This is a genomic window from Pseudoalteromonas sp. RW-H-Ap-1, assembly GCF_048318575.1.
In the GTDB taxonomy this organism is placed as follows: Bacteria; Pseudomonadota; Gammaproteobacteria; order Enterobacterales; family Alteromonadaceae; genus Pseudoalteromonas.
In genome coordinates this window covers 387,491-412,532 of sequence record NZ_CP166996.1, presented here as the reverse complement: position 1 = coordinate 412,532, position 25,042 = coordinate 387,491, and the positions used below count along the sequence as shown (strand labels likewise).

Genomic DNA, 25,042 nt, shown 5'->3' with positions numbered 1-25,042 from the left:
CTGCTATTGTTTTACACAGACCCTAATTAACTCAACCTAACACGGATGGCTCCTATGCTCAGCGCTTTAATTGCAACACTCGCTAATAACGCATCTATTCCCGCAATCGACACCGTTCAGCCAAACTCGGTTTCATGGGACTTTTTAAAAGAGCAAAGCGTGCAATTACTACACTCATTCGTGCAATTACTGCCCACTTTGTTTCTAGGGATTATTATTTTGGTGATTAGTTATTTAATCGCCACCCCATTATCACGCTTGTTAATAAAGCCCGTTACTTACATGACCAACAGTAAATTAGTACACCTAGTTGCTAGGCGTGGTATTAGTACCTTAATTATTTTACTCGGGTTTTACCTTTTCTTACGTTTGGCTGGCTTGACTGAATTCGCGGTCGCTATTATGAGTGGCACTGGGTTAATAGGCCTTATTTTAGGATTTGCCTTTCGGGATATTGCTGAGAACTTTATTGCCAGTTTACTTTTGAGTGTACAACGTCCATTTAAAATTGATGATGTAATAGAAGTGGATGGCAGAATAGGTATTGTTAAAAAAGTAACTGCACGGGCAACCACTTTAGTTGACTACGATGGCAATCATATTCAAATACCCAATGCGACTGTGTATAAAAATACCATTAAAAACTTAACCGCTAATCCAAAGATGCGCGGTCATTTCACAATCGGTATTGGCTACGATAATGACATTCGCGGCGCACAAAGTCTTGCTATTAGCGTTATAAAAAATCAAAACTCTGTGCTTAGCGATCCACCTCCCCAAGTATTGGTTGATAAATTAGGCTCCGCCACTATCAATTTTACTGTTTACTTTTGGGTCAACGGCGAACAATACAGCATTGTTAAAGTAGCCTCACAGCTAATGCGAGAGTTAATTAACAGTTTTACGCAACATAATATAAGTATGCCTGACGATGCCAGAGAACGTGTATTGCTCAATAGCCAAGGTGAAGACATTTACCCCACAGCAAGCGAAGCTAAAACAGAGACAACAGAAAAAACTAAAGAGAAACCACATACTCAAAAACATAAAACCACAGAGCATGAACACAGCATTGATGATGTAAGCAGTGATACTGATGATATTCGCGAACAAGCCGATGAATCACGCGATCCTGAGCAGGGAAAAAATATTATATAGATAGGTTCGAGGTTCGAGGTTCGAGGTTCGAGGTTCGAGGTTCGAGGTTCGAGGTTCGAGGTTCGAGGTTCGAGGTATTTAAAAACCTTATGGTTAATATCGCAAGGTTTTTATATCCGTAGCAGCGGGTTCACCCCGCGTCGGGTTTAGGTTTTAGGGGTTAGGGGTTAGGGGTAAGGTTTTAAGCCCCCCTTAGCCCGCCGCTCGCTAAACGCTGACAGCTGGTACCAATAGCTTGTCTCAAGCACAAAAATAAACTGAAACTGACACCCACTCTAATTTAACAAGCAAAGCTATATTATTAGATTTACTTTTTAGGTCAATTATTTATGCTTTACGACTACGTTAATTTTATTTCATCCAGTAAATCAGCAATCATCACTCTTAAACCTAAATTACACGCATGAAAATGACTGCATGATGCAGTTTTAACTTTTCTACTGAGTAATTTTAGGTTTATGCTAATAGCTTTTCACAATTACTTATATTAGCTCGCCGTTTTCTGCTTAAGTTTTCACAATAACTTGCTTGTGAGGTCGGCCTGCCTACTGCGCCGTGAAATACGCGTGTAAATTGTGTAGCGAGTTTTAACCAGTTTTCAGAGGAAATATTGACTCTTTCGAGTAAGGGTAAGTGTGTACTTTCAATATACCCTCGTTTGTCCTATCGTATACAACGCCCTGTTAACTCAACAAGTTCAAGGTACGATTTAAGCTCAAACGGTAGCCCTTTTAGCATGATTTGACGTGGCATGCCTGCAAAGCGGAGCAATTTTTTCGGTTGCTTGCCTTCTTTTGCGCATGTTAAGCGTAGTTGAGCGCTGGTATGGTCAGATTCTTCTGATGTATTTGCAATTTTGGCTCTGATGGGGTTTAAATCTACATACGCCATGCAGGCCGACAATGCAGCTTCATCCAATAATGCTTGTGAGCTAAATCGTCCCTCCCACAAATTTATAGGGAATAAATTTGAATGCCTTGGCAGCCCGAAGGGTGAGCGCTATGGATGGCAGCGAATAAAACCTACCAGTGCAGTTATCTTCTTTATTTGCTCTGCGGGCTATGCTTTCATTTAATAATCGCATAAACCAACTAATACTTGATAGACGCTCTCGATATTCCTTTACCGTTTGATTAAAAAAGATAAGTTCAGCTTTACTTAGCTCTTCACCTTGTATGTGTTTTTGCGTGAGTACAGTGCCTTTACAAAGTTTATGCCAGCGAATAACAATTGCTTTGTCATTCAGCCGATTCGCTTTTTTATCATCAATATACAGGACTAAATGGGTGTACTTCAGGCATCCTGCCTTCCGCCCTCCGGACCAGCTGCGCTGTTGTAAAATGTTCCAACATTTTGCTGGTTACTCTTAACAGCATAAGCACAAACGTCAATACAAAATATCTTGGCTAACTCTAGCAGTTTGTCTTCAACCCATCCTCTGCGGTGCTCGTAAGATTGACCAGTAAAATGGTCTTCACCGCACAAAAAAGCACGCCGAACACAGCGTGATATACAGTGGTAGTACTTTGTATCAACCAAACTTACTTGACGCTTTCTTGCGATTGCCATAAGACCCCCCTGCTTGTTTTCACACTTATGAAAGCCTAGTACTTAGTTCGCCAAACTGCAAAAATTAGAGTGGGTGTCTAGTTTATTCCACTTGAATAGCTTCGGAATTAAAGCTTGCAAACCCTAATACTTGTGCAATCCGTAGATCTAATTCAGCAACTATTGGGTGGCTTTGGTTATTTAAATAACATGTTTTGCTTGTTCTAAATGCATCGTCTCCATTGGAAACCGTGACCGTGGACGGAACCAATGCCGTATCCATGAGAGACATAACTACATTACATTCATGACTGCTCATAAAATTATCTATAATATACATCTGCGCTTTTTTAGTATTAACTTTAAGTGCGCTGGAGTTATTAATTAGTCTTGGATTGGTTAGGTTATTAAAATCTAGGCTGATCGGGTAATTTTTTCCCATGATATTTTTCACGTCAGCCAAAGGGACTCCGCCAGAGCACATTAGTTGAACCATTTCCTCCAAACAGCATCCTCGAAGTAAATTTTCTTTATACCAATCAACCCATGAGGTCTGTTTTGTATCCATAGTTTACCTACCCTACCGACAGTTGATGTTTTTTGTACAACGCTTCTAAATAAACTAAACGTAAATAACCTCAAAAATAAAGATTTTTACGATTCTATTACTAATTAAGAAAGTCTATGGTAGTAGCCCTTCCGCAAATTCAAGAAACTTATATGTGCCCATTATTTTACCACTTATATACCTATCTACCAGTGAATCTCCATTGAAATGATGCAACTAACAGCTGAACTAATGGTGGTGAACTAACAGTAACACCCATAATCCACATTGAATTGGGTAATTTTTGTCTGTCTCATATTATTCTACCGATCAATCTCCTCCCTACATATCCACCACCTAAAAGAACTAAAGGTGCTGCAACAATATCTAAAACATTACCTTGCAGTTGACGACCCCATAGGCTTTGGCTTGAGTATTATTACCTCTTGTTGATTTACTCGCTAAACCACTAACTATCGAATTCCCCAAAGCATTGCCAAACGCATCGGCTAGCTTAAGTAGCTAACCTAATTTGCTTGGCTGTTCCTTTTAATTTTATGCCTGTCCTTTTATTGCATTTAATTTTATGCCTGTACTTTTTTTGTCCATGTTAAACGTTTATTGAAATCTACTACGAATCCATAACTCTAAACCTAAAAGCAAGAAGGCGCATATTGCGACCCCAACCCACACGCCAAAGCCTATAAAAAATGAAAAGAATATTAAAAAGAATGTCAATGAATCAGGAAGAACCCTGTGCACTTTAAAGGAAAGGTCTTCTTTTTTATAGTATTCATCTAGCTCTTGTTGCAGTTTATCGTTGATAAAGTACCACTTTAGAATTATGCGAGTAGTGATATAACTTACAACAAAGAGTATTGCTGTCGGAGTGGTAAAGTTTTTACTATGCACCCTTCCGTAATCATATGGCCAATTCGCGATAATTGTATCCAAAAGGTCAGCAGCCAAGACCAGTTGGAATACACTAGCCATCAAAACCATCGAAATTGGAAAGCTAATAGTCTTCAAAGCCGAAAAATATGCATTAACCTCAGGAGCATTGACTTCCACATTCTTTTTTATAAAGTAATAGTAATACGTAAATAGTTTCATATAGTTGGGATAAGGAGCGTCTTGGCTCCTTACTCATTTCCTTAAAATTTATGGTTGCTTACGGATATAAAGTTCATAATGCAGCTCAGGACTAATATCCATAACTCTCTGTTGTTGATCCGCATGACTGTACATCAACTTAGTCCAACCAGATCGCGTTTCTCCTGCATATTGACCATACTGAATGGTATAATCAGGAGTTAGCTGCACAGCTAAATCAGCAGCCGTATAAACAGCTCCAACAGGATTGAATCGTGTTAAATAGCTTCCCTTGGAGAGCAAGCTTGGTGCGGCGGCAGCTAAATCCACTCCGACTTTACCAAGCTCTCTAAACCCATCTCCAAAATCCCAGCCATCAGCATCAGTTGCATATGAGTAATAAGCTCCCCCACCAGACAAGCCTAAAGAGAGCAAGCCGAGCCCTTGGCCAAAATCATTTACCAATGGAGCCGTTTTCTGAGTGTCTATAGAATAATCAAACACTACGGTTGACTTGCTTGGATCATAAATTCTATCGAAATAACTGCCCACGATTCCGCCTGTTAATGTTTGGCCCTTACCCAAAGTTGATCCCCATCCTTTCTTAGCCATTGCCTCCAACGAGTAAACCCCAAGACCTGCCGCATTTAATCTACTAGAGGTATCATTAATTAACTTGCCAAATTCACTTTGAACTTGTGGCTTAGTTTCATTTGAAAGAGGCATTACATACCCATCACGCCAAGGCCCCGGTGTTAAAGGCTGACTCATATCCTGCCAATCAATGGAACCTATTAGTGAGCTTTCAAGGTCAAAGGCTTGCGGCACTCTACCCATTGACGTGGTATTTCTATCGATCCAAGCTTGATTGTTGGCTATAAGTGATTGAGTACGTTGCACGCTTTGTGCTTTCGTTGCTAAATCACTGTTTAACTGCTGCCTAATCATATTTGAGTGATTAACCAAACGATTGAATCTATCAAACGATGTAATTGGGCGTGTCGCATTCTCAATTGAGTTTGCGGCGGTTGCTAAGCTGTAATACGCATCATCAGATAAGCTATCAAGGCCACCTGCCGCTTCTAGTCGATTCCATCTTTCAAGGGCATTTTCAGGGTTAATATCCACTGCGCCTTGTGAAGCAGGTGTTCCACTCGTCGTGCCAACAGGTTGCGTTTGACCAGAGCGTTTTGGACTTGTCGTAGCGGTATTTGCTGATTTTGGTGCACTGCTTAAACCACTAACAATCCCATTCCCCAATGCATTGCCCAATGCATTGCCAAATGCATCGGCTTGTTTAGGTTCCTAGCCAATTCATTATTTTATTTCAATTTTTAAAATACATAACGTCGGCAATGTTGCATTTTCGTACAGCTTATCTACATAGACAATTTCAAGCTCTTCACCTATGTGAGGCTCTAACTCACTTTTAAGTGAACCATTAAAGCAGCCAAACTCAGCAATATGATTTATAGGTCCAATACTCTCAAGCTTAAATCTTTCAAATTCGAGTATTTCAGCTAAAGCAACAGCGTTTGTAGGAGGCTTATAATAGTTGTGGTTATCTTGCTGATAAGTCGCAATCAAGCGACCTTTTATAGTACTTACTCTATTATTTTCAACCATATTCTGATAGGCGTTAACTTGAACTATACCTTTCTTCAATTCATATAGTGCAAAACTAAAATAACCCAACGGCAGTAATAAAAAAACTTATATTTTCCAGAAAAAAATTTAAGGGGTATATATGTAAAAACACCCATGAATACCAAGGCGATCATTATTTGAAATGATATGTATAAAAATTCGAAAATCTTTGAAAACTCGTAAATCATTTTGAAAAGGGAGTTGCACTCATCTACAACTCCCATTACTCCTATTTATTAATTATTTTTCAAATTTGGAAGTGAAATTTCTGACTCTCGAGGCTTTGCTAAATGCTCTAAGGTTACATCCATTCCCTTATATATAGAATTATTAATCACCTTAATTCCAACATTTTGAGAGGCCCAAAGCAATTGACCAACAACTCCCCAATTGCTTTCATACGGCCTTATAGGGCTGTTCTGATAGGTTATATCAGTACCCAATTTATTACCGCCGTGAGTTATATCTAGACCAAACTCAAACCCTCTAACCCCAACTGGGCCTTTATTTGTAAGTGCAGCGCCTATCTCATAATCAAATGCTAATCCTACATCTGGTAGCTGCTTTCCTAACAAGCGAGCTTTGTTAAAAGAGATTAAGTCTATACTAGGCCCACCTGTAATCATTTCACCGTAAACTATATCTCTCGCATGTAGTCCTTCACCATCTAATACACTGAAATTCAGGCCTCCTGACCAATCAGAGCCACCTAAACCACCACCATATTCCTTAGCTAGATGCTGAAATGCTACGTTGCCTTTATTGTCAAATGCGAATGATGCTGCAAAGCCGATATCGAATTTTCCAAAGTATGGTAATTTACCCCACAGTGAAAATCCAAACTCAGTCTCAACTGACGCTGGCCTATCATTATGATGAATAGCATCCCAAAAACCTCTTTTTTCATTCGCTTCAGCCAGCTTACGAGCTTCGTACGCTTCTTTGCCTTCGGTTCCATATTTCATGAAATCATCAATAGGGTCATTTGACACATACAGCTCATCCGAAGGTATAAAGTTCCCCTCTGCATCGTAGATACCATCTCGGTTATAACCAAGCATATTATCAATGTCATCGAGAAGTGAATCGCTTCGTTCTGTTAAGTTTTCAACATCTTGAATAAATTCTGAATCGCTAGGCTTATTATTGGATTTTGGAGACTTACTTAAACCACTCACAATCGAGTTCCCCAATGCATTGCCAAACGCATCGGCTAGCTTAAATATCTAGCCGATGTGTTTTAAAACTATGTTCAATCCTACTTATTCAACAAACCTACATCACAGTTTATTGCATAATTATTTGAGTAATCTTCAGCTTTTCCATCTATATTTTGTTCTACGAGTTGAATCGAATATGCCTCTTTGCTATTAACGGCCATAGTTAATTTGGCAACGTTTGCAACTTTAATCACGAGCCTGCCATTATCTTCAGCAATAGGTTTTGATATACTACGTTTTGATATATGGCGATATTTTGTAAGGCAATCATAAAATTGGCCTAACCTCCCTGTATAAGGTACATTAACAAACCTCTGATCCAGAACTTCATATTCTGTGTTAATATTCCAAGTACTGATCACTCCGATTGCAGTGTCTGGCATTGATTTTATAATCAAAAAGAATGACCCGCCGACTAGCATAGTACATATTAATAAAGACTTACCCATCTTATTTAGCGCCATAGTTTATTCCCTATACCTCCAAATGTGACATAGTCACCATAGCCAAAGTGAGCAAAACCTGAAGGGTTCACTTTAGGGCTATATACGGAAGCACCATAAAGTTCTTTTGTAAATTGATATCCATTTATGTTTCCTTGAGCGGCTTGTATTTGTGCGAGTTCATAAGTTTTACCGCTTACATTATAGGACGCACCTTGTAATGTATATTTACCACTTAATGCATTGTGATAATCAGAAGTGGTAAATATTGTTGTTTCTGAACCAATACTCCAAGACGGAGATGGTAAGCCTAGTTTTGAGCCTATTTCTCCACTTCCATAGAACCCACCATTAAAACTCATATTATTGAAATCTAGTGATCCCCATAAGCCAATTGGCGTTAGCGCCCATCTAGTACCTACATCACCCGATACAGCGATACCTGAAGCTATTGTTAACCCGCCATTTCGCTTAGCTTCGTGGTAAATCTGTTTTCCAACTCTATGCATATCATTGATAACATTGTTGCTACCTGTTAACGACTTCTGAGCAAAATTAATTCCTCGATCAATAAGGAAGTCTCCGGCACCAATTTGGGCGCCGCCGTAAAGCATTGTTCTAGTAGCGGCTAGTCTAGTTGAACCGTGTATCAAGCTAAATGCGCCTTGTGATAGCTTTAAAGCACCCGCACCCATTAACCTCATTCCAGCATACCCGAAGCCTGTTAACATTAGAGGAGCAGCCACAATGTCTAAAACATCATTTTTCAGTTCTCTATTCCATTTAGAATACTGATTACTTGCGATGCCTTGCCACTGCTCTGCAGTCATATAGTCAGCACTAAAACCGGACATATTAGCTATGCGCTGTGCTCTACCAGCATTGTAATTGTGGATACCGCTCACTACTCCAGCATCAAATGCTTGGTCACGCCTAACTTTGGCATCCAATCGATTTTTAGCATAACCATGTGCGAGTTCGTTAACTGGGCTACCAACTAAGAACTCCGATACATCATTCATTGACGCACTGTAATCGAAGAAGCCTCGCTCAGTACCATTTGATAAATAAAATCCAGACGTTGTATCAGGGTTACTTGAACCGTGACTTGGTAATGAACCATCATCGGTAATTTTATTTAATGAAACAGCACCACCCTTTGATTGAGCAATCGCTTGCGCTGCTGCAAATTTAGCTTCATTTTCAGATTTACCTAATGAAATTTCTCGTTCAAATACTACGTTACCAAGTTGTGCTGCTTTGTTGGTATTAGCTTGAGTTTGCTTGCTCTGCATTCCAGCAACAATCGAGTTCCCCAACGCATTGCCAAACGCATCGGCTAAAAGGTTTAGGTTAGATCTTCTGTATTTCTAAAATACACACATCATTTTTTTCACCTAAATACTTAACCTTGATGTAATCTCCTTTCGTCAATTTTGGCTTATAAGATAAACAACTAGTACTGTATAAATGAAATTTAAACCTATGGCCTGTAATATTTAAAGTTGCAATACGCCCATCATCACTTATAGATTGGTAGCTTCCTTCAGCACTAGAATAACTCCCAGTCAAATTCATAATATTTACCGTCAAGTGATATACAAACACACACAATGGAAAAGTCCCTAGTACAAAGGAAGCTATAGCTAAATATTTTACCTTCTGCTTCTTAACAAGCAGGTCATGGGACCAAATATATTTAGAAAACAAAAATAAAAACGCACTTGGCACAATCACTAAAGGCCAAGACAAGTCAAGTAAACTAATTTCATATATCATCAAAAAAACCCAAAAAATTTGGGGCACTATTTGGCCCCAACAATATTAGTCATGGAAAATATCTAATAAATTATATGCAACACGACCTATTACATTGGGCTGTGTTGTGAACCCAGAAGCCGCGTACTCATAAGTTTTTCCGATTGCTAGTTTCTCTAGCCCAAATGCTTTGTACATTGGTGAAGCGTTAAATTCGTAAAGTCCTTTCCAACCTACAGAGCCACCAACATACCCTCCCTTGAAATGGTAAAGATTTTCTGCTGGCATTACATTTGGTTTATTACCAAAGTCCCAGTATGCTCCATTCTGGGTATAACCGTTCTCGTAACCACCAAAAATATCTACAGGTCTAGCCTTCAGCAGGGTTCCAAGTTTTGAATTTTTATCAACAAAAACATCTACAATTGAAACATCTGCCGTGGTAGAAATTGATTCACCAGTTCCAAGCGCAAAACTATCAGCCCCATAACCTTTAACCTGTCCAAGTGCTGCACTTATGTTTGCTGAAATATCACTTGTTAAAGTAGCTGTAACTCCTCCAGTGAATGTAAAGCGTCCAAAGCTGTCAACAGTGGCACTTAGACCAAAACCAGTTTCAAACATTGGGATATTCCCAGCAATATTCAACTCCGTTTCAATTGCATTAGATTGACCTGTTGGCCCAAAGAAAATATCATTAGCTTTATTTCCAATTGCTGTAACTTTATCAAATGCGTATTTTTGAACCGGATTCAGTTCTTTATAGAACTGATTAAATTTATTTCGTTGCTGCTGACCCCAAGCTATATTTCCCTCAACATCAACGCCCTTGAGTAAATCAACACCGATTTTATCACGGTTTCTAACACCCGCAGCATACATGGCTTCACCACGCGCTACACCTTTCGCAAAAGCAGCTTCCGCACTTGCTTGAATACCCGCGATCTGATTTCGATGCCTACTTTCTAGTGCGCTTGCTTGTGATGACAATGAAGCACTCAACCCATTCGCGCTATCAACCACTCTCTGCTGCCTTGAAGCTCTTCTCGCCTCATCTGCCGCAAACTGTGCATTGGCATCAATTTGTAAATTACGATTATTCGCCCAAATCATGCGGTCAACTGAAGCATCAACACCCTGCATCGTAGTGTTAAGTGACTTGTTTAAATTAGTTGCAAGTTGCCCGTCAATTTTACGCGCTGTATCCGCAGTGAGTTTTTGACCCATTACTTCAATGTAACGATTACGGTTATTTTTCTCCGCTTCAGAGCGTTGGATTCCGCCTACAATACTGTTCCCAAGCGCATTGCCAAAGGCATCGGCTAGCGTTGTAAGCTAGCCGAAAAATGTTATGAGGTTTTATTTAGTAAGGATAACTGACAATTAACTGCAACAGCTACTCCAACCTTTCCTGAGCCTGATAAAGGCACATTCATAAGCTTAACAACTTCATTGTCAACCAAGCTAACATCAAGTAAATGTTTTTCATCAATTAACAAATATCTATCGCTAAAAAGGCCTTCTTTTGTCGCCCTCCACTTTTCTCCCCCTCGAAACAACGTCATACAATTGTAAAAGTCTCCAAGCTTTCCCTTTTCTAAAACTTTATTTTTATTGTCATCAAACAATGAATAAGTAGAACTATCATTTATTTCATCCAACATGAACTCATACTGATCATGCGATTGTGTTATGAAAGCGGCAACCACACCTAATAGGATGATCACTCCATAAAAAAAATATCGAGTATTTTCCTTAGCCATATCTTTTACCACCATTTATGAACGTTAAATACATCACCACTTCCGCCTTTAATATAACCATTGCCATTTGAGAACTTAGGAAGGATTTTGGTAGCATCGAAATCTCTGGTATAGGTAATTTGTAAACCATGATGTTCACCACCTTTGGTACGCACAACACCAATATCTATTGTTTGAAGCCCTAAAGAAGCAGCACCTCCGGCTATACCATAATCACCTTGTAACGCTTTTTGATATTTGGGAGTCATATAAAGGGATAGTTCTACACCAACATGCGCTTCTGGTACTGGTATCCCAAAGTTCGCAGCAACTTCTGTACTCCTATAGTTGCCTGTTGTTAATGACCAATTATTAAGATCTACCGCGAGGAACCTACCTAAAGCAGCATCAGCACCAGCCCCAGTACTGGCGCCGCCAGTTCCACCATAAGCAACTACAAAGCCACCATTTTCTTTGATCATTTTGCCAGCATTAGATGCAACACCAATAAAACTTTGATTAAACGCTTCTCGACGTTGCTGACCCCAAGCGATATTACCTTCAACATCAACTCCTGCAAACAAATCATTCTGAATTGGTTGGAACTTGCTAAACTCATCCGCAACCATTTGATTACCACGCTGATAACGTGCGTTTATTTGCTCGCCATAAACTAGTGTATTCAATGCGCGATTATATTTATTCAGCTCATGCTGGTAACTCACTGATTGAATATTCGCTTGTATTAAATCAGAGTAAGCATTTGTTGATGTAACAACCCGATTTCTTCTTGCTAGGTTAGACGCATCTTCGCTTGCAAACGATGCTTGAGCATCAATCGCGTTATTACGATTAATCGCCCACAGCATACGGTCAACTGAAGCATCCAAACCCTGCATCGTAGTGTTAAGCGAATTGTTTAAGTTCGTCGCTAACTGCCCATCTATTTTACGCGCTGTATCCGCAGTGAGTTTTTGACCCATCGCTTCAATATAACGATTGCGGTTATTTTTCTCTGTTTCAGAGCGTTGGATTCCGCTTACAATACTATTCCCCAACGCATTGCCAAACGCATCCGTTGCAACATTACCAAAGTTCCAACTCGCTTGATTACCAAACAGCTTATCTGCACCATATTGGATACCGGATTGGATAATACCATTGATTGGGTTAATTATCCCCTTGCCAATAGCGCCATAATCTCCTGGCGCGACTGCCGACGTTACCGCTGACGCCGCCACATTACCCCAACAGAAACTAGCTTGATTACCCACCAATTTATTTGCCGCAACTGAGCTAATGGCTGATGTAGCACCCATTACCGTCTTACCAGCTGTTTTTAGCGTTTTTAATCCTGTTACCGCATCGATAGATTTTTTACCATTGTTTGCCCAATCTGCTCCTTGTAAATATTGACCCATTCCCGCCGTTGCACCTGCCGTTAAGCCAGATGCTAATGCGCCTTTCAATGAAAAACTATCTACCGCCCCCATCGCTTTACCTACAACCTGAGAAGCGACAGAGCCAACGAATCCACCAATCGCGGCTGCTGCAACACCTAAGGCTCCTGCGGCTGCTCCCGTTCCTACAGCGGCTCCGCCCAATACTGCCATACCAGCACCCATCGTGGTTGTCGCACCCGCAACGCCTCCCATCGCCGCAGCTGCCGCACCTGCCGTCGCTATCGTTGCCACCACGGCCACTGCTATCATCACAATAGAAGCAACCGCATTACAGCCCGCTTCTGGTGGCGGTGGAATGTACAGGAGTGATGGGTCGGTGTTACCTACGATTTCACCCAAGTTCATTGGCTTGAAGTTATCGTGGCTGTTAAAGTTATTCGCTCTGGCGGGAATATCCAGCATCACCCCTTCTAATAACTCAGACCCCGCCCCTAAGCCATTTACATCGGCAATCACGTACCATAGGTCTTCACTGCCGTAATACAACTTGGCAATACCTTTCAAAGTATCGCCGCTTTGCACTTGGTGACGTGCCATAATACTGGCGTCATTGGCACCTGGGGCTTTAAAGTGCTGTTCTTTTATTGAGTTTGAACCCGACTTATTGATTTCACCTAGATAATTGCTGCCACTGTATAAGTGATAACTCCCCATGCCACGGCCTGCATAGTCTGTATCTTCTGTAAAACCAACATTCCTTGCAACCGTGCTTTCCCAGTCAACTGGCTGCCCTGTCATAGGGTTGTATGAAGTCCGTTTTGTCACTAAATCAGCGTTAGTTAATAGCCGCCTTTGCTCACCAGTCACTTTAGATAATAACTTGCCTTCTGCATCAAAGCGCATATAACGTGCATTGACATTTTTATCGCCTGTGTACCTTGAGTCTGTAATATGCTCTTCAATACGAGTGCGATTACCATTGGCATCATAGCTTGAACGCGTTTGTGCATCTTGCAAATGCTGACTGTCTTTATGCGAGTTATCACCAGAACCAAAGGTCACACTATCTAAATAGGTGTCTCTGCCTTCATACTGTTCATTAAAGCGGTGCACTAATTGATTTACACCATTGGGTAAATCGCTCTTTTGATAATACGCATATGAATCAACCCTTCCCGCAACTTTGTATTTATAATCTTGTGAAATGGATTGCGTACGTAGACTTGACGCTGTCCAAGGCGACGACGCATATATCGTACGGCTTATCCCTTCATACTTATTTGGGATCGCCTCTTCTAACTTACGGCGTAAATCAACCTCTACTTTCTTTTGCTCAACCCTGACTACTTCACCTGCTTGGTTATACTTTGTGGTGGTGCTTTGCTTAATTGCGCCTCCATAAAATACAGTCACAGCCCAATCTGGCTCTCCCTGTCGCCCCTCAAATGGAATGTAAAGGCTTGCATTAGCATGATAATAATCACGATTTTCTGTCACTCGACCCACAGCATCATACTCAAACTGTGTATTGACTCGCCAGTTCGCATGATTAGGCGTATTGGAAAGGGTCGCTCGTGCATCGTATAAATTAGCATCTGTTTTATTTAAATAGTCATTAACCTCTGCCACTTGGCCCCAGCTGTTATAAATAAACTGCTGTGCACCTCGGCTATTCGCACCAACAAGCACCGACTGCTGACCTGCTTTATATATAGATAGGTTCGAGGTTCGAGGTTCGAGGTTCGAGGTTCGAGGTTCGAGGTTCGAGGTTCGAGGTATTTAAAAACCTTAAGTTTAATATCGCAAGGTTTTTATATCCGTAGCAGCGGGTTCACCCCGCGTCGGGTTTAGGTTCAAGGTTTTAGGGATTAGGGGTTAGGTTTTAAGCCCGCAACCCGAAGCTCGCCGCCCGCTAAACGCTGACGCCCGCAACCTGACAGCATATTCCAAACACAAAAAAGCCCGCAGCGTTAACTGCGGGCTTTTTTATTGAATGAGTGAGTTAGCCGGTAAGTTAACAGGCAGACTTTGTTATAAACATATAAATCAACACGTTAGAATTTTATGCAAGTGTAAATATACAGGCTTTGGCACAGTATTTGGCACAGTTCCAATTACGTATTAAGGTTTTAATAAAAGCCTTTTGAGCTTTTGTATCTCAGCTAATGACTCGCCTATTAATTTATCACCAAAACCTTTTACTTCAATCTTAGCAAGATTTCGAGTTAGCATCTTCTTCTCACTAGAATTATTAAGAGTAGATCTCAATCCAACCACGCCTATATATTTTAAAGCATTCATTTCATCATGGGTAAAGTATTCATTATCAGTATTACGATACATTCTTACTTTGCTTGATTTTTCAAGAATACTACAAATGTTTTTTAGCTGAATCCTTAAACCGTTTATTTTAGGTCTTTTAAATTGAACTTCAATTCTGTTAAGTGAATCCGAGCTATTAGAGCCTTGTTGTAAAGACTTATTATAAACTTGCAATCTAAACTCACTCGCACCAACTACCTTTGTTTCCATGACTGATTCACTATTAAAATAGTTACTTAACTTAGAAGAACCACTTATATTCAATATGGTATCTTTAACTGAATCCCCTCTAAAATCTAATGCAAAGTCAACTCTAGAAATTAATGATTCATTGACTATCTTACTATAGCGCTTACCAGTTAATGACTTTAATCTAGAGAAGAAATGTCTAGTATACTTCTCACTTGTAAATGCTGGGTTCCATCTTACCTTTAAGTAGTTACGCGCCTTACCCTTTGGAGAATAATCAATATAAAAATGTTCAGCTTTGTTAAAAGCTTTTCGCTTATAATAACGGCACCCCTGTTTTTTCTTAGAACGCTGCTCTATTAAATCTTCATTCAGAAGCTCATTAATTAACTTCTTTGCATGTCTTTTTTTACTTTTAAAGTTATAGCAAAAAAATCAAGATGGCTTGAAGACTCAACTCCATAAAAATTTTTTAGTGCTTTTTTGTTTTTAGCTTTATTTTTTACAACATTATGTATCTTTGGGTGCTTGAATGAATTTTCTTTTTTCAAGTATTTATAAGTGTCTAAGCTCCAAAAAACACAGTCAATATTTTGATAGTTATAACCATAGGTCGAAATAAACTGATCAATTGAGAACTTTTTAACTTCATTTTCACTTATAGAAAACGTGTATATTTGGTTGTTTTGTTCAGTAACAGCATCTACTAACGATAAACTAATTGAAGGTTCATCTAACTCATTATGTCCAACTAACCTGATGTTATAATTGAGTAATTTATCTGTATTTCTCATATTCAGTCCTATCTTTTAATGTGGACTTACTTTTTACAGATTTAAATTATTAAGGTTCCAAGCAAAGATCCCTTACGTTCCCAAATAGTATTAATTTAAATATACTTGACATGTAAACGTTCCAGAACTAACGTTTAGTTAATTCGTTTCGGAACGAGCAAATTCAAAAAAACGTTCCAGAACTAAATGAAAAATAATTCGTTCCGAAACTAATCAAGTCATAAAAAAGTTCCAGAACGAAATGAATATATTAAACAGGTAGCATTTAGAATGAATAAGAAAAATATTAAAATTTGGGAATGGTACATTTCACATAATGAGCTATACAATAAGGATATTGAGCCAAAGTTAAAAGTTGAAATAAGAAAAACCAAAGAGGTTATATCAAAATATTCAACAGCAAAAATCAAAAACATAGACAATATAATTGAAATATTAACATCATCAAAAGAGCCTAAAAAATCATTAGAAAATGAGTTAGAAAAGGAGTTCACGGGGTTAAAAAACATTTTCAACCGAGTTAAGCCACTTTTAAGGACACTAGAAAAAAGTACTTGGGATAATTATCTAGCTAGAATAAGAAAATTAAAATTCAATAATAAAAGAATAACAATATCTATAAACAAAGATATTTATTTTAGATTAAGGAAAAAGCTAAATATAGAAGGACATATAGAGGAATCTAAATACCACGATCATCTTTTTGAGCAATTAATAACAGAATTAGGGAAGGCTGAAGAGTTAAAGCCAATAATACTAAAAGAAAGAAAGCTTGGTAAGTCTAGAGTATCAACTGTAAGACCGATTACAAAAAAGTAGTATATTTAAAACCAGCTTTAAAATTATATCAACCAAGCAAATTGACTTGTTTCACTCAAAATTAATACGCTTTACTTTTAATGTAGATAAGCCAAATAAATATAAGGTTATCAGTTGAAAAAAGCTAGGCTTAATCAACAAGTTAAAATTTAATATTTCGGGATTATCACCTATAATAAAGAAGGTAATTAATACGCAATACGTCAGAATAGAACACCCAATAAGAGTACCAAAACAAGCAAAATCATTATTTGGTAATTTGTCATTCAATCTTCGAATAAGTCCCAGCCACCACCAAAGAAAAATATAAACAAGAATAACAATTAACGGAATAAATACTGACATCAGCGAAATTGGATTTTGAATAAGCCCTAAGCTTTCGTTAAATAATGAGAGCAAAGATATAGTTCCAAAAATAACTAATAGCATGAATACACTCGGCTTTTCTGTATTTTTAAGAGCTGAACCAATCATAAGTGGACTCCTAAGAACGCATTACTGGAAACTACCGTTAACATACTAAAATTTATAACAATAAATATCTGGAAACGCATTTCAATAATTAATTTATTAATAACTTACTTAAAGACAGTATCCTTTACAATCAATTTATATTGGCGAATGTTGAGAGCTGATTGATTTAATAAGTGGTAGATTTTAAACTTAAGCTTGCGATACCCTTTCCTATTGTAATTAAAAAATGTTACAGCCATGTTAGATTATAAAAGCCCCAGTGTTATCAAGCCATTCGCATCGTTCTCAACCAATTGACTTAAAAAAGCTCCTTTACTATATAAGTGCAGCTATGAGTTAGAACATATAATGCCTGACTTAACTAAAAACCTATGCGCCGTTTACAATCGCCTTTTAATTTCTGCTCTTCAAACAAAAACTCTAATACTTCTCTTGATGTTGGCGCTTTATTCAAAAAACGCATTTTTCGTGCTATTACGCTAAAATCACCTGGAGTTATACGATCTAAACCAGCCAATTTAGCGCTCTCACTTTTAGCCAAGTTTTTTTGCCTGTTAACTTTAATATCATTCGTGATACTTGTTCAGGTGTTAAGTAATCCAGCTCCAGTTTAAAATCACAACGGCGTAATAGGGCTTTATCTAAACGCTTTTTAAAGTTGGTAGCTGCAAAGAAAGGAAGTTCAAACATTTCAAGGTTACATAATAATTGGTTTACGGATTGAACCTCCCAGCTGTTTGTGGCGCCCTCACGGCTTGAAAATAAGCTGTCGGCTTCATCAATAAATATAGCCGCACCTTCTTCTGTAGCCTGTATAAATAAGTTCTTTATATTTTGCTCACTCTCCCCCACCCATTTACTTAAAATATCTGAAGCCTGAATACTAATTAGCTCAAAATCAGCTTCTTGGCATACATGGTTAACAAATGCTGTTTTACCAGTACCCGCAGGGCCAAATAGTAAGGTTCTTGCACCATGATGGTTATTAAGAGCGTTGGTTATATCATTAAGGTTAGAAAACGAACCCTTTAAGTTAATATTGGTATGGTCAAACTTCAGCTCTGGTTTGTAATGCATTTGGTTTAAATCAATACCCGATGCAACCATTACCCCTTCAACATACGAATCTATAAACTCTTGAGCTGCTTCACTCTTATAACCACATAAACTAGCCCCATGGCTGGCTTTACTTATATTCGCCAAGCTTAGGTGTTTGTTCGAAACCACCTTTTCAATAAAGCTTTGGCTTACTTTTAGCTCATTAAAGTACCCTAGGGCATGTTCTAAACGCTTTTCCTTCGTTAGCTGGGGCATTTCAAGTACAAAATCAAAACGCCGCACACAACTCTCAGGGATATCTTCAATATGGTTCGTTATCCATATGGCTGCACCATTAGGTTCTTCAATTAAGCTATGCAAAAGCTCTTTTGGTTCACTAGAACCAAACATGTTTACATCGAATATATCTTCACACTCATCTATAAGTAACACTCCATCACGACGATCCCCCATTAACCTACGCGCCATAGATAAGTTATGAATGCGGTAGCTAGTTGAAGACTTAGTACCTAATTGTCTTTCAACTTGTGCATCAACTTCAGAGCTAGATTTAACTTTCATTAAAACTAGGCCGGCATTACTACATAAAGACTTAGCTAATTCAGATTTACCCGTACCAACGGCCCCATATATCAATATATTTAAGCCATTATTACTTGATCTCTGCCAACCATTTAATAGGCTTTTTAGGTGTAACGTATCCCTATGGCCAAAAGAGCTTAACTTGTAACTAGCTGGCTCTTCATTTTTTAAAAATAATCCTAATGCATCTTTAGTCTTGTATTGTTGGCTAGTAAATAAATAATGGGCAAGTGATTTAGGGAGTAATGGTAGCTCATAGTCAAAAATACGGTTTTTATATAATCCAATCGATTCAAGTGCTTCTAAACACTCCTCCAACTCAATCTCTCCAAGCCCCAATAACACAGTGAATGCATCTGAATATGAATACGCAGATTTAGTAATAAATTGCTCTATAGACCTGAAAATGGTTGGTTTGAGAGTACCAACAATAATAAACTCAATAAGGGAGCTAGCGTTAGTTGGTAGTCCAATACTTTTGCTAAAATAACGGCTGTTTTTTGAAAGTAATTTTTGGTCAAAGTCTGTAGTTATCTCAATAAATGAGGCATATAGTTCATCCAGATCAACAGGTAAATTTGATCTTTTTGAGCCTGATAGTTGCTGTACTTCCCTAGGGCTATATTGTTCAAACGTATCATCATCAAATAAGCCTGATTCTATTAACTTGATACCATAATGGCTTGTAAATTGGCTTATTAGTAACTTATTCATAATCACCACATCCATTCACAGATAAAGTATTAACGGCGCGCTTTAAACTGTCCACGCCACGTTTATCGTATAACTGTGTGGTAGTAATGCTTTTATGCCCTGCCAGCTTACTCACAGTTGAAATATCCACACCATTAGCCAATAGTGATGAAATATAAGTTCGCCTCATGTCATGAGGGGTAAACTTCTCCCCTAAAACATGATTAGTTCTGGCCGTTACAACGCTATATATAGTTTCAGGTGAAATACCACGAGCTTGAATAGCTTTATCATTCAAAACCACACAAAATAATGGCCCCTCGTTTTTACCACGTACCATTAACCATGAACTTAAAAACTCTAATACCCACACTGGTAAGTACTGTGTTCTAGTACGGTTTCCTTTTCCCTTATGGATAACAACTAGCTGATCAGCCATTGAAAAGTCACTAAGCTTTAAAGCCGAAACTTCAGATCTCCTTAATCCAGCACCAGCCATTAAAGCCAATAATGCAATATCACGTGTGCTAATAATTGAAGATGGTGTATAGGGCTGCTTTAATATGCTTTTTAGCTGTGTGGCTGTAAGTGACTTACCTTTTAGGCTTGGTTCTATATGGGGAAGCTTAAGAATATTAAACTTTTCTAGTTCGTGCTGCTCAATTAAATTCATTAAAAAAGCCGTTTTAGCTATGGCTTTAATAACTTGAAAAGTAAGTTGGATAGTTCTAGCTGACTTATTATTGAGTACTAAGCTTTGTTTAAGAGTAGATAACTGCTCAAAGCTTAACTTGTGAAGTGGTAATGCGACTAGCTTATCATGCAATAATAAAGTGTTTTTAACACTTTTTATCAGTGAAATAACAGCCTTTCGTCCTGTTGGTGCTAAGTTATTTAAGTAGCATTCTGTAGGTGTGTAATTAGACATAGTAGATACCTCTTATACATAAACGTATAGTCGGTATACATGACTAACTACTTAAAACCAGAGCTGTTTTTGACTAATATCTACGAGTGTTACTAGTTCATCTCTGAGCCTTATTAAGTGAACTTATTCATTGATTAGAGTAGGATGTAGTCTTTAAAATCTCAAAAATTAACTTTCAAGGAATGAGCTATGGGCTTGAAGTCTATTAAAATAAATAACTTACTCTCATTTGACAACTTTGTTATTAATGACTTCAAAGATATCAACTGCATTATTGGAAAAAATAATTCAGGAAAATCTAACCTCCTTAAGTTAATTGACTACTTTTATAAAAAAATGGACGGTGAGCAAGCCATTCCACCTAAATTAAACTCTGAATACACTCCTACAGGCTCTATTAGCTTAGGTTTTGACATAACACGCTTAAAAAAAGTTGTTACATCCAATCGTAAAAAAAGTGACTATCAAAGACATATTTATAATACCTTGTTCACTGGTGAGTTTAATAAAGGTTTTGTATTTCCTTTCGCTGGCAGCAGCAACTTTACAGAAAAGCAGCCCTATATAGAGGTTACACTTACAATTAGAAAAGATGATTCAATCTTCTGGTCAATAAAAGACCATGAAATATTGAAAATAATAAGTAGGGTATACCCTTTCTTTTCGATCGACACTCGGAAAATAGAGTTATATGACTGGAGAAAATTATGGTCATTGATAAGTAAAGTTAAGTTTTTAAACACAAGGTCTCTAAAGAAAGAAGACGTTGTTAATTTCTTAAACGATAAAATATCTGCAAAAAGTGGGTCATATAAAGATTATATTGAAAAAATCGATGATATAACGGAAAGGAGTGACTATAGCTACCAAGAGCGAGTTTTAAGTTATGTCAAGGTTGGCTTGGGAGGCCAAAATTTCAATATAGATGGTATGGATTTGGAATTTCACTCTGATGGGACTAACTCACATAAATATTTAGAACTATTTCTTAGTTTAATCATAGCACTAACTAGGCGAGAATTTGTTACTCCTTCAGTTTATATAGATGAACCAGAAATAGGTTTACATCCAAAAAGGAATGAAGAATTAATTTATAGACTTCATGAAATCTACTTTTTATATAAAAAAAGTGAAGAAGGAAAACAAAAAAATAAATATGCTACCCCCTACCCTAAAATAATATTTTCTACCCACTCACCTAATATAGTCAAACAGTTAGTTAGACTGTTCGAAGGAGAAGAAGAACACCAGCTATTGCATTTTTCTAAAAAAAGAAAGCATCAACTAAAGTGACAACTTTAAATACACATTTCCCAGACAAGCGTTTTATTAATATTTTTTCAGATAATGAAGCTAGACTTTTTTTAGTGACTACATCTTATTTGTTGAAGGTGAAACTGAATTAGAAATTTTTGGAAACCAAAAATTAATGGAGCTATTTCCACGGCTGCGTCTTGTTGATACTTATAAAACTAATAAAGTAATGCTCAACTCTATTAACCCTCGCTCTGCAAATGTAGCAATACCTTACCTTGTTATCTATGACGCAGATAAGTTACTAAAATATGATTTTCCTAAATCAACATTAACTTTCAGGAATGATACCGTCGATCTATATGAACTAGCCAAACCTTATAAGTTTTCTATCTATGGGAGCAAAAAGTATACGCAAGGTGCAAACATCAAATACTTAATTAGTCATGACAAAAACGAAAAAAACTCGAACGAAGATAAAACTGACTACGAAATTTTCAAATACAATGAATTCATTAAAAGAATCAACATTACGACTTTAAGAACATTAAACACCTACTTTTTTCAACAACAATAGAAGGTGCGCTAATTAATAAGAAAACAATTAAAATATTCTATAAGTGGTTATTTAATGAATACTTATATACAGCATGTGTTGGTGGAAGTGGAGACGTAAATAAAACTATAGATACTCTATACCCTAAGCTCGGCTCACATATGAATATAAAACAGGTATTTAAAAGTATATTTAAGTTCCCTCCATTCAGAGGCAAACTAACAACTTCTAGTATCTCCAAGTCTAGAAAAGTAAGAGTATCTTATATAAAAGATTTAATCGTTCAGATAAAGGCTTTACAACTTAGCGAAGACGAGTTGATTACTATATTTAGGCTTGTATTCAATGGGAAAACAAATCTTCTGGAGGGTCGTGATAATGAAAACTATCAATATGTATCTGAGAAAATTTCTAATGCAGTCACTCTTATTTCTAATGAACTCAACTCAACATACCCACATAAAATTGCAAAAACAGGCGGCTGGGTTACTAGCTTTATAAATTTTAGTTTTAATTATTTAATAAAAATGACTAATAAAAATCAAACTAACCTCCAAGCAGAATTTGAGAATACATTTATGGAGCTATCTGTTATTCTTAAGAAAGTTTCCGCTTCGATAGAGTAGGGACTTACGCTAATATAGGTAAGTGAGTGCTAGACACTCCTAGCCCATTAATGGTTAATCGGGATACTTGTCGACTAGGCTGCCTTTTAGTCCACTAAGTGAAAAGATGATCTTGTATCAAAGCGGAAACAATAATTTATGAGTGAAATTGACAACCCTACTTTTTTTGATCAACTTGTTGTAGGAAAATACTCTTTATTAAGAGCTACAGGTATACCACCCATAAGCTTCAATGAGGTCATTGAGTTTCAATCAGGGAAAAAGTTCTTTTATAAAGTTCAAGAAAGTTCAGATCTGAGTAAAAGCCATAATAGTATTGTTTCAAAATTCTTAAACAATATCCCTCTAAACAATTCAGCAAAAGCATTTAGACCTCAAACCTCTTATTTAAATTTCCTTGAGCCTCACCGTAAGAACTATAACTTTTTACGGTTAGATATTAAGAACTTCTTTCATTCAATATCTGAAGATTTACTTAAAGAATCCTTTGACTCTTACTTTAAGACTCAAATAGTAAATACTAAGACAAGATCGTTACTGGTTGATAGCTTTATAAATTTGGTAACAGTGAACTTACCTAGAGACTCTAAAAACAAAGAGTTTTTAGAGAAAAAAATATTACCTATTGGCTTTAGCACCTCCCCAGTAATATCAAATATTATTTTTAGGAAGTTTGATATTTTAATCCAAATGTTATGTAGCAGATATAACATTGAATACACTAGATATGCCGATGACTTATTATTTTCTTCACCTAAAAACTTGAATACCATTCAATCGGCTTTTTTCACAATGAAGTCTGTTTCTTATTATCTAGTGGAGGTTTTAAAATAAACAATAGCAAAATATTATCTGCTAAGAAGCTAATATCTATAAAAGGATATACGATTGACGGAAGTGAAGATGAGAAAAGGTTAGGAACAATACGTGTTTCTAATAAGAAACTGAAAATTATAGAAAAATTATTGCATGAAAAAAATAAAGGCACTGATAATGTGACAATAATGAAAAAGGTTTTCAAAAAGAACATACAAAAAATGAAATTTAAATTTGAACCTAAAAAATCCTTCCTAGAAAAGTACTGTTATGATCAAATAATAAATAAAGCACTAGGCTATAGATCATTTTTAATATCATTAATAAAGTTTCATAACCTTTATGAATGTATGGATGAAGACTCTATTAAAAAATATAACTCATTAATAAAGGAGCTTGAAAAGCTCACCCAAACTATCTCAATTACCAACTAACGTTAATATGTATTAACGTTAGATGAATATGGTATATTTGAAAATATCGCGCTAAAAATATAAGGATTTTAAATTGCGTTCTGATATTTACATAAATGAAGTAGTCTCTAAGTGTGAAGTCTTAGTAAAAAGTGGCTTATGGGACGATCATGAAAAATTAAGAGTTCGTGGTTGGCTCAACAATTTTGATGAAGTAGACAAATACATAGCAGCAAAATTATTAGACCGCTTTATATATTACTCTAATAAGCATACTGATGCCTTGTTAAAGGCAGCATACAACTCAATTGGCGCAGACCAAGATAAAAGTTTATGCAATATGTTAGACGATGTAATTTTCACACCAGTAACAGGAGAAGAACCAAATCCGACTGACTCTGGGCATCTCATTTGTAGAAAAGTTAGGCAACTTTTTAATATTCCGGAAGCGCAAATAGTCGATCAACCCACTGCTCTAGCATTTGCCAAGCAAGGCAAAACCATTATATTTCTCGATGACTTCGTTGGCTCTGGACAGCAGTTTGAAAAAACTTGGATTAGAGGAATAGATGGGGATTCATTTAAAAAGCTTAACAGTCATACAAACTTTAATGCCATTTATTTAACAATTTTGTCCACTGAAATAGGTAAAAAGCACATCGAGTCAGTCGCACCTCAAGTAAAGCTCTTAATGGCCCACGTAATAACTGATAATTATAAAGTACAAAATATTAATTTTGGCGACATAACGCAAAACCAAATAAGTGCTTTCTTAATGAAGTATGCACCTAGGTTAACTCCCCGAGAGCAGTATATGCAAAACCTAAACTCAAAAATGTACGGATTTACACTAAAAGGCTTACTTTTTAGTTTTGAGCATTCAGTTCCTGACGCCACATTACCTATTTTCTGGTCTCCAGGTAATGATGGGTGGATCCCTTTAATTGAAAGGAGTTAAT

23 protein-coding genes and 1 pseudogene are annotated in these 25,042 nt (G+C 37.3%); 7 read left to right on the top strand and 17 right to left on the bottom strand.

Annotation, left to right across the window (positions count from 1 at the left end):
• The first annotated feature begins 54 nt into the window (after window positions 1-54).
• On the top strand, window positions 55-1,158 hold the full coding sequence (locus AB8618_RS01935; protein ID WP_409424630.1) for a mechanosensitive ion channel family protein: 1,104 nt from the start codon (window positions 55-57) through the stop codon (window positions 1,156-1,158).
• A gap of 456 nt (window positions 1,159-1,614) precedes the next feature.
• Here AB8618_RS01935 and AB8618_RS01930 read toward each other — a convergent pair.
• The 14 genes and pseudogenes from AB8618_RS01930 to AB8618_RS01865 all read right to left on the bottom strand — a co-directional run bounded on the left by AB8618_RS01930 (window position 1,615) and on the right by AB8618_RS01865 (window position 15,863).
• Window positions 1,615-2,727: pseudogene (locus AB8618_RS01930) on the bottom strand (transposase).
• An 82-nt stretch (window positions 2,728-2,809) separates the two neighbouring features.
• Window positions 2,810-3,274 carry a hypothetical protein gene (locus AB8618_RS01925; RefSeq protein WP_409424629.1) on the bottom strand — a complete coding sequence of 155 codons (465 nt, stop codon included), beginning with the start codon at window positions 3,272-3,274 and terminating at the stop codon, window positions 2,810-2,812.
• Window positions 3,275-3,871: 597 nt separating this feature from the next.
• A complete protein-coding gene (locus AB8618_RS01920) occupies window positions 3,872-4,324 on the bottom strand; it encodes a hypothetical protein (RefSeq protein ID WP_409424628.1) in 453 nt (150 codons plus the stop codon).
• Between the two features lie 90 nt (window positions 4,325-4,414).
• Window positions 4,415-5,617, bottom strand: coding sequence for a hypothetical protein (locus AB8618_RS01915; RefSeq protein ID WP_409424627.1), 1,203 nt, complete (start codon window positions 5,615-5,617; stop codon window positions 4,415-4,417).
• 45 nt (window positions 5,618-5,662) lie between these two features.
• On the bottom strand, window positions 5,663-5,971 hold the full coding sequence (locus AB8618_RS01910; protein ID WP_418157329.1) for a hypothetical protein: 309 nt from the start codon (window positions 5,969-5,971) through the stop codon (window positions 5,663-5,665).
• A 257-nt stretch (window positions 5,972-6,228) separates the two neighbouring features.
• A complete protein-coding gene (locus AB8618_RS01905; protein ID WP_409424625.1) occupies window positions 6,229-7,170 on the bottom strand; it encodes a hypothetical protein in 942 nt (313 codons plus the stop codon).
• Window positions 7,171-7,250: 80 nt separating this feature from the next.
• Window positions 7,251-7,676 (bottom strand): hypothetical protein, encoded by a 426-nt coding sequence (locus AB8618_RS01900; RefSeq protein WP_409424624.1) that lies wholly within the window; start codon window positions 7,674-7,676, stop codon window positions 7,251-7,253.
• Window positions 7,667-8,950 carry a hypothetical protein gene (locus tag AB8618_RS01895; RefSeq protein ID WP_409424623.1) on the bottom strand — a complete coding sequence of 428 codons (1,284 nt, stop codon included), beginning with the start codon at window positions 8,948-8,950 and terminating at the stop codon, window positions 7,667-7,669. The genes AB8618_RS01900 and AB8618_RS01895 overlap by 10 nt, the downstream gene beginning before the upstream one ends.
• Before the next feature lie 58 nt (window positions 8,951-9,008).
• Window positions 9,009-9,434, bottom strand: a complete 426-nt coding sequence (locus AB8618_RS01890) for a hypothetical protein (protein WP_409424622.1) — start codon at window positions 9,432-9,434, stop codon at window positions 9,009-9,011.
• A gap of 45 nt (window positions 9,435-9,479) precedes the next feature.
• On the bottom strand, window positions 9,480-10,640 hold the full coding sequence (locus tag AB8618_RS01885) for a hypothetical protein (protein WP_409424621.1): 1,161 nt from the start codon (window positions 10,638-10,640) through the stop codon (window positions 9,480-9,482).
• Window positions 10,641-10,762: 122 nt separating this feature from the next.
• Window positions 10,763-11,176, bottom strand: coding sequence for a hypothetical protein (locus AB8618_RS01880; protein ID WP_409424620.1), 414 nt, complete (start codon window positions 11,174-11,176; stop codon window positions 10,763-10,765).
• Between the two features lie 5 nt (window positions 11,177-11,181).
• Window positions 11,182-14,247 carry a LysM peptidoglycan-binding domain-containing protein gene (locus tag AB8618_RS01875; RefSeq protein WP_409424619.1) on the bottom strand — a complete coding sequence of 1,022 codons (3,066 nt, stop codon included), beginning with the start codon at window positions 14,245-14,247 and terminating at the stop codon, window positions 11,182-11,184.
• Between the two features lie 432 nt (window positions 14,248-14,679).
• Window positions 14,680-15,144, bottom strand: coding sequence for a hypothetical protein (locus tag AB8618_RS01870; RefSeq protein ID WP_418157328.1), 465 nt, complete (start codon window positions 15,142-15,144; stop codon window positions 14,680-14,682).
• A gap of 311 nt (window positions 15,145-15,455) precedes the next feature.
• Entirely contained in the window at window positions 15,456-15,863 is a 408-nt protein-coding gene (locus tag AB8618_RS01865) for a hypothetical protein (RefSeq protein ID WP_409424617.1), read from the bottom strand.
• 270 nt (window positions 15,864-16,133) lie between these two features.
• On the opposite strand from AB8618_RS01865, the gene AB8618_RS01860 reads away from it, so the two are divergent.
• Window positions 16,134-16,682 (top strand): hypothetical protein, encoded by a 549-nt coding sequence (locus AB8618_RS01860; RefSeq protein ID WP_409424616.1) that lies wholly within the window; start codon window positions 16,134-16,136, stop codon window positions 16,680-16,682.
• 51 nt (window positions 16,683-16,733) lie between these two features.
• On the opposite strand, the gene AB8618_RS01855 is transcribed toward AB8618_RS01860, so the two are convergent.
• The 3 genes from AB8618_RS01855 to AB8618_RS01845 form a co-directional block, all read right to left on the bottom strand.
• Window positions 16,734-17,156 (bottom strand): hypothetical protein, encoded by a 423-nt coding sequence (locus AB8618_RS01855; protein ID WP_290191824.1) that lies wholly within the window; start codon window positions 17,154-17,156, stop codon window positions 16,734-16,736.
• A 504-nt stretch (window positions 17,157-17,660) separates the two neighbouring features.
• Window positions 17,661-19,511, bottom strand: a complete 1,851-nt coding sequence (locus AB8618_RS01850) for an AAA family ATPase (RefSeq protein ID WP_409424615.1) — start codon at window positions 19,509-19,511, stop codon at window positions 17,661-17,663.
• Window positions 19,504-20,418, bottom strand: coding sequence for a tyrosine-type recombinase/integrase (locus AB8618_RS01845; RefSeq protein WP_409424614.1), 915 nt, complete (start codon window positions 20,416-20,418; stop codon window positions 19,504-19,506). Before AB8618_RS01845 ends, AB8618_RS01850 begins: the two co-directional genes overlap by 8 nt.
• Before the next feature lie 189 nt (window positions 20,419-20,607).
• On the opposite strand from AB8618_RS01845, the gene AB8618_RS01840 reads away from it, so the two are divergent.
• From AB8618_RS01840 to AB8618_RS01820, 5 genes are all read left to right on the top strand, one after another.
• Window positions 20,608-21,711 (top strand): retron Eco8 family effector endonuclease, encoded by a 1,104-nt coding sequence (locus tag AB8618_RS01840; RefSeq protein ID WP_409424613.1) that lies wholly within the window; start codon window positions 20,608-20,610, stop codon window positions 21,709-21,711.
• Window positions 21,712-21,847: 136 nt separating this feature from the next.
• On the top strand, window positions 21,848-22,249 hold the full coding sequence (locus AB8618_RS01835) for a hypothetical protein (protein ID WP_409424612.1): 402 nt from the start codon (window positions 21,848-21,850) through the stop codon (window positions 22,247-22,249).
• Window positions 22,250-22,389: 140 nt separating this feature from the next.
• Complete coding sequence (locus AB8618_RS01830) at window positions 22,390-22,854, top strand: hypothetical protein (RefSeq protein ID WP_409424611.1); 465 nt, start codon at window positions 22,390-22,392, stop codon at window positions 22,852-22,854.
• A 138-nt stretch (window positions 22,855-22,992) separates the two neighbouring features.
• A complete protein-coding gene (locus AB8618_RS01825) occupies window positions 22,993-23,688 on the top strand; it encodes a reverse transcriptase domain-containing protein (protein ID WP_409424610.1) in 696 nt (231 codons plus the stop codon).
• A gap of 489 nt (window positions 23,689-24,177) precedes the next feature.
• On the top strand, window positions 24,178-25,041 hold the full coding sequence (locus tag AB8618_RS01820; protein WP_409424609.1) for a hypothetical protein: 864 nt from the start codon (window positions 24,178-24,180) through the stop codon (window positions 25,039-25,041).
• Window position 25,042: the final 1 nt, after the last annotated feature.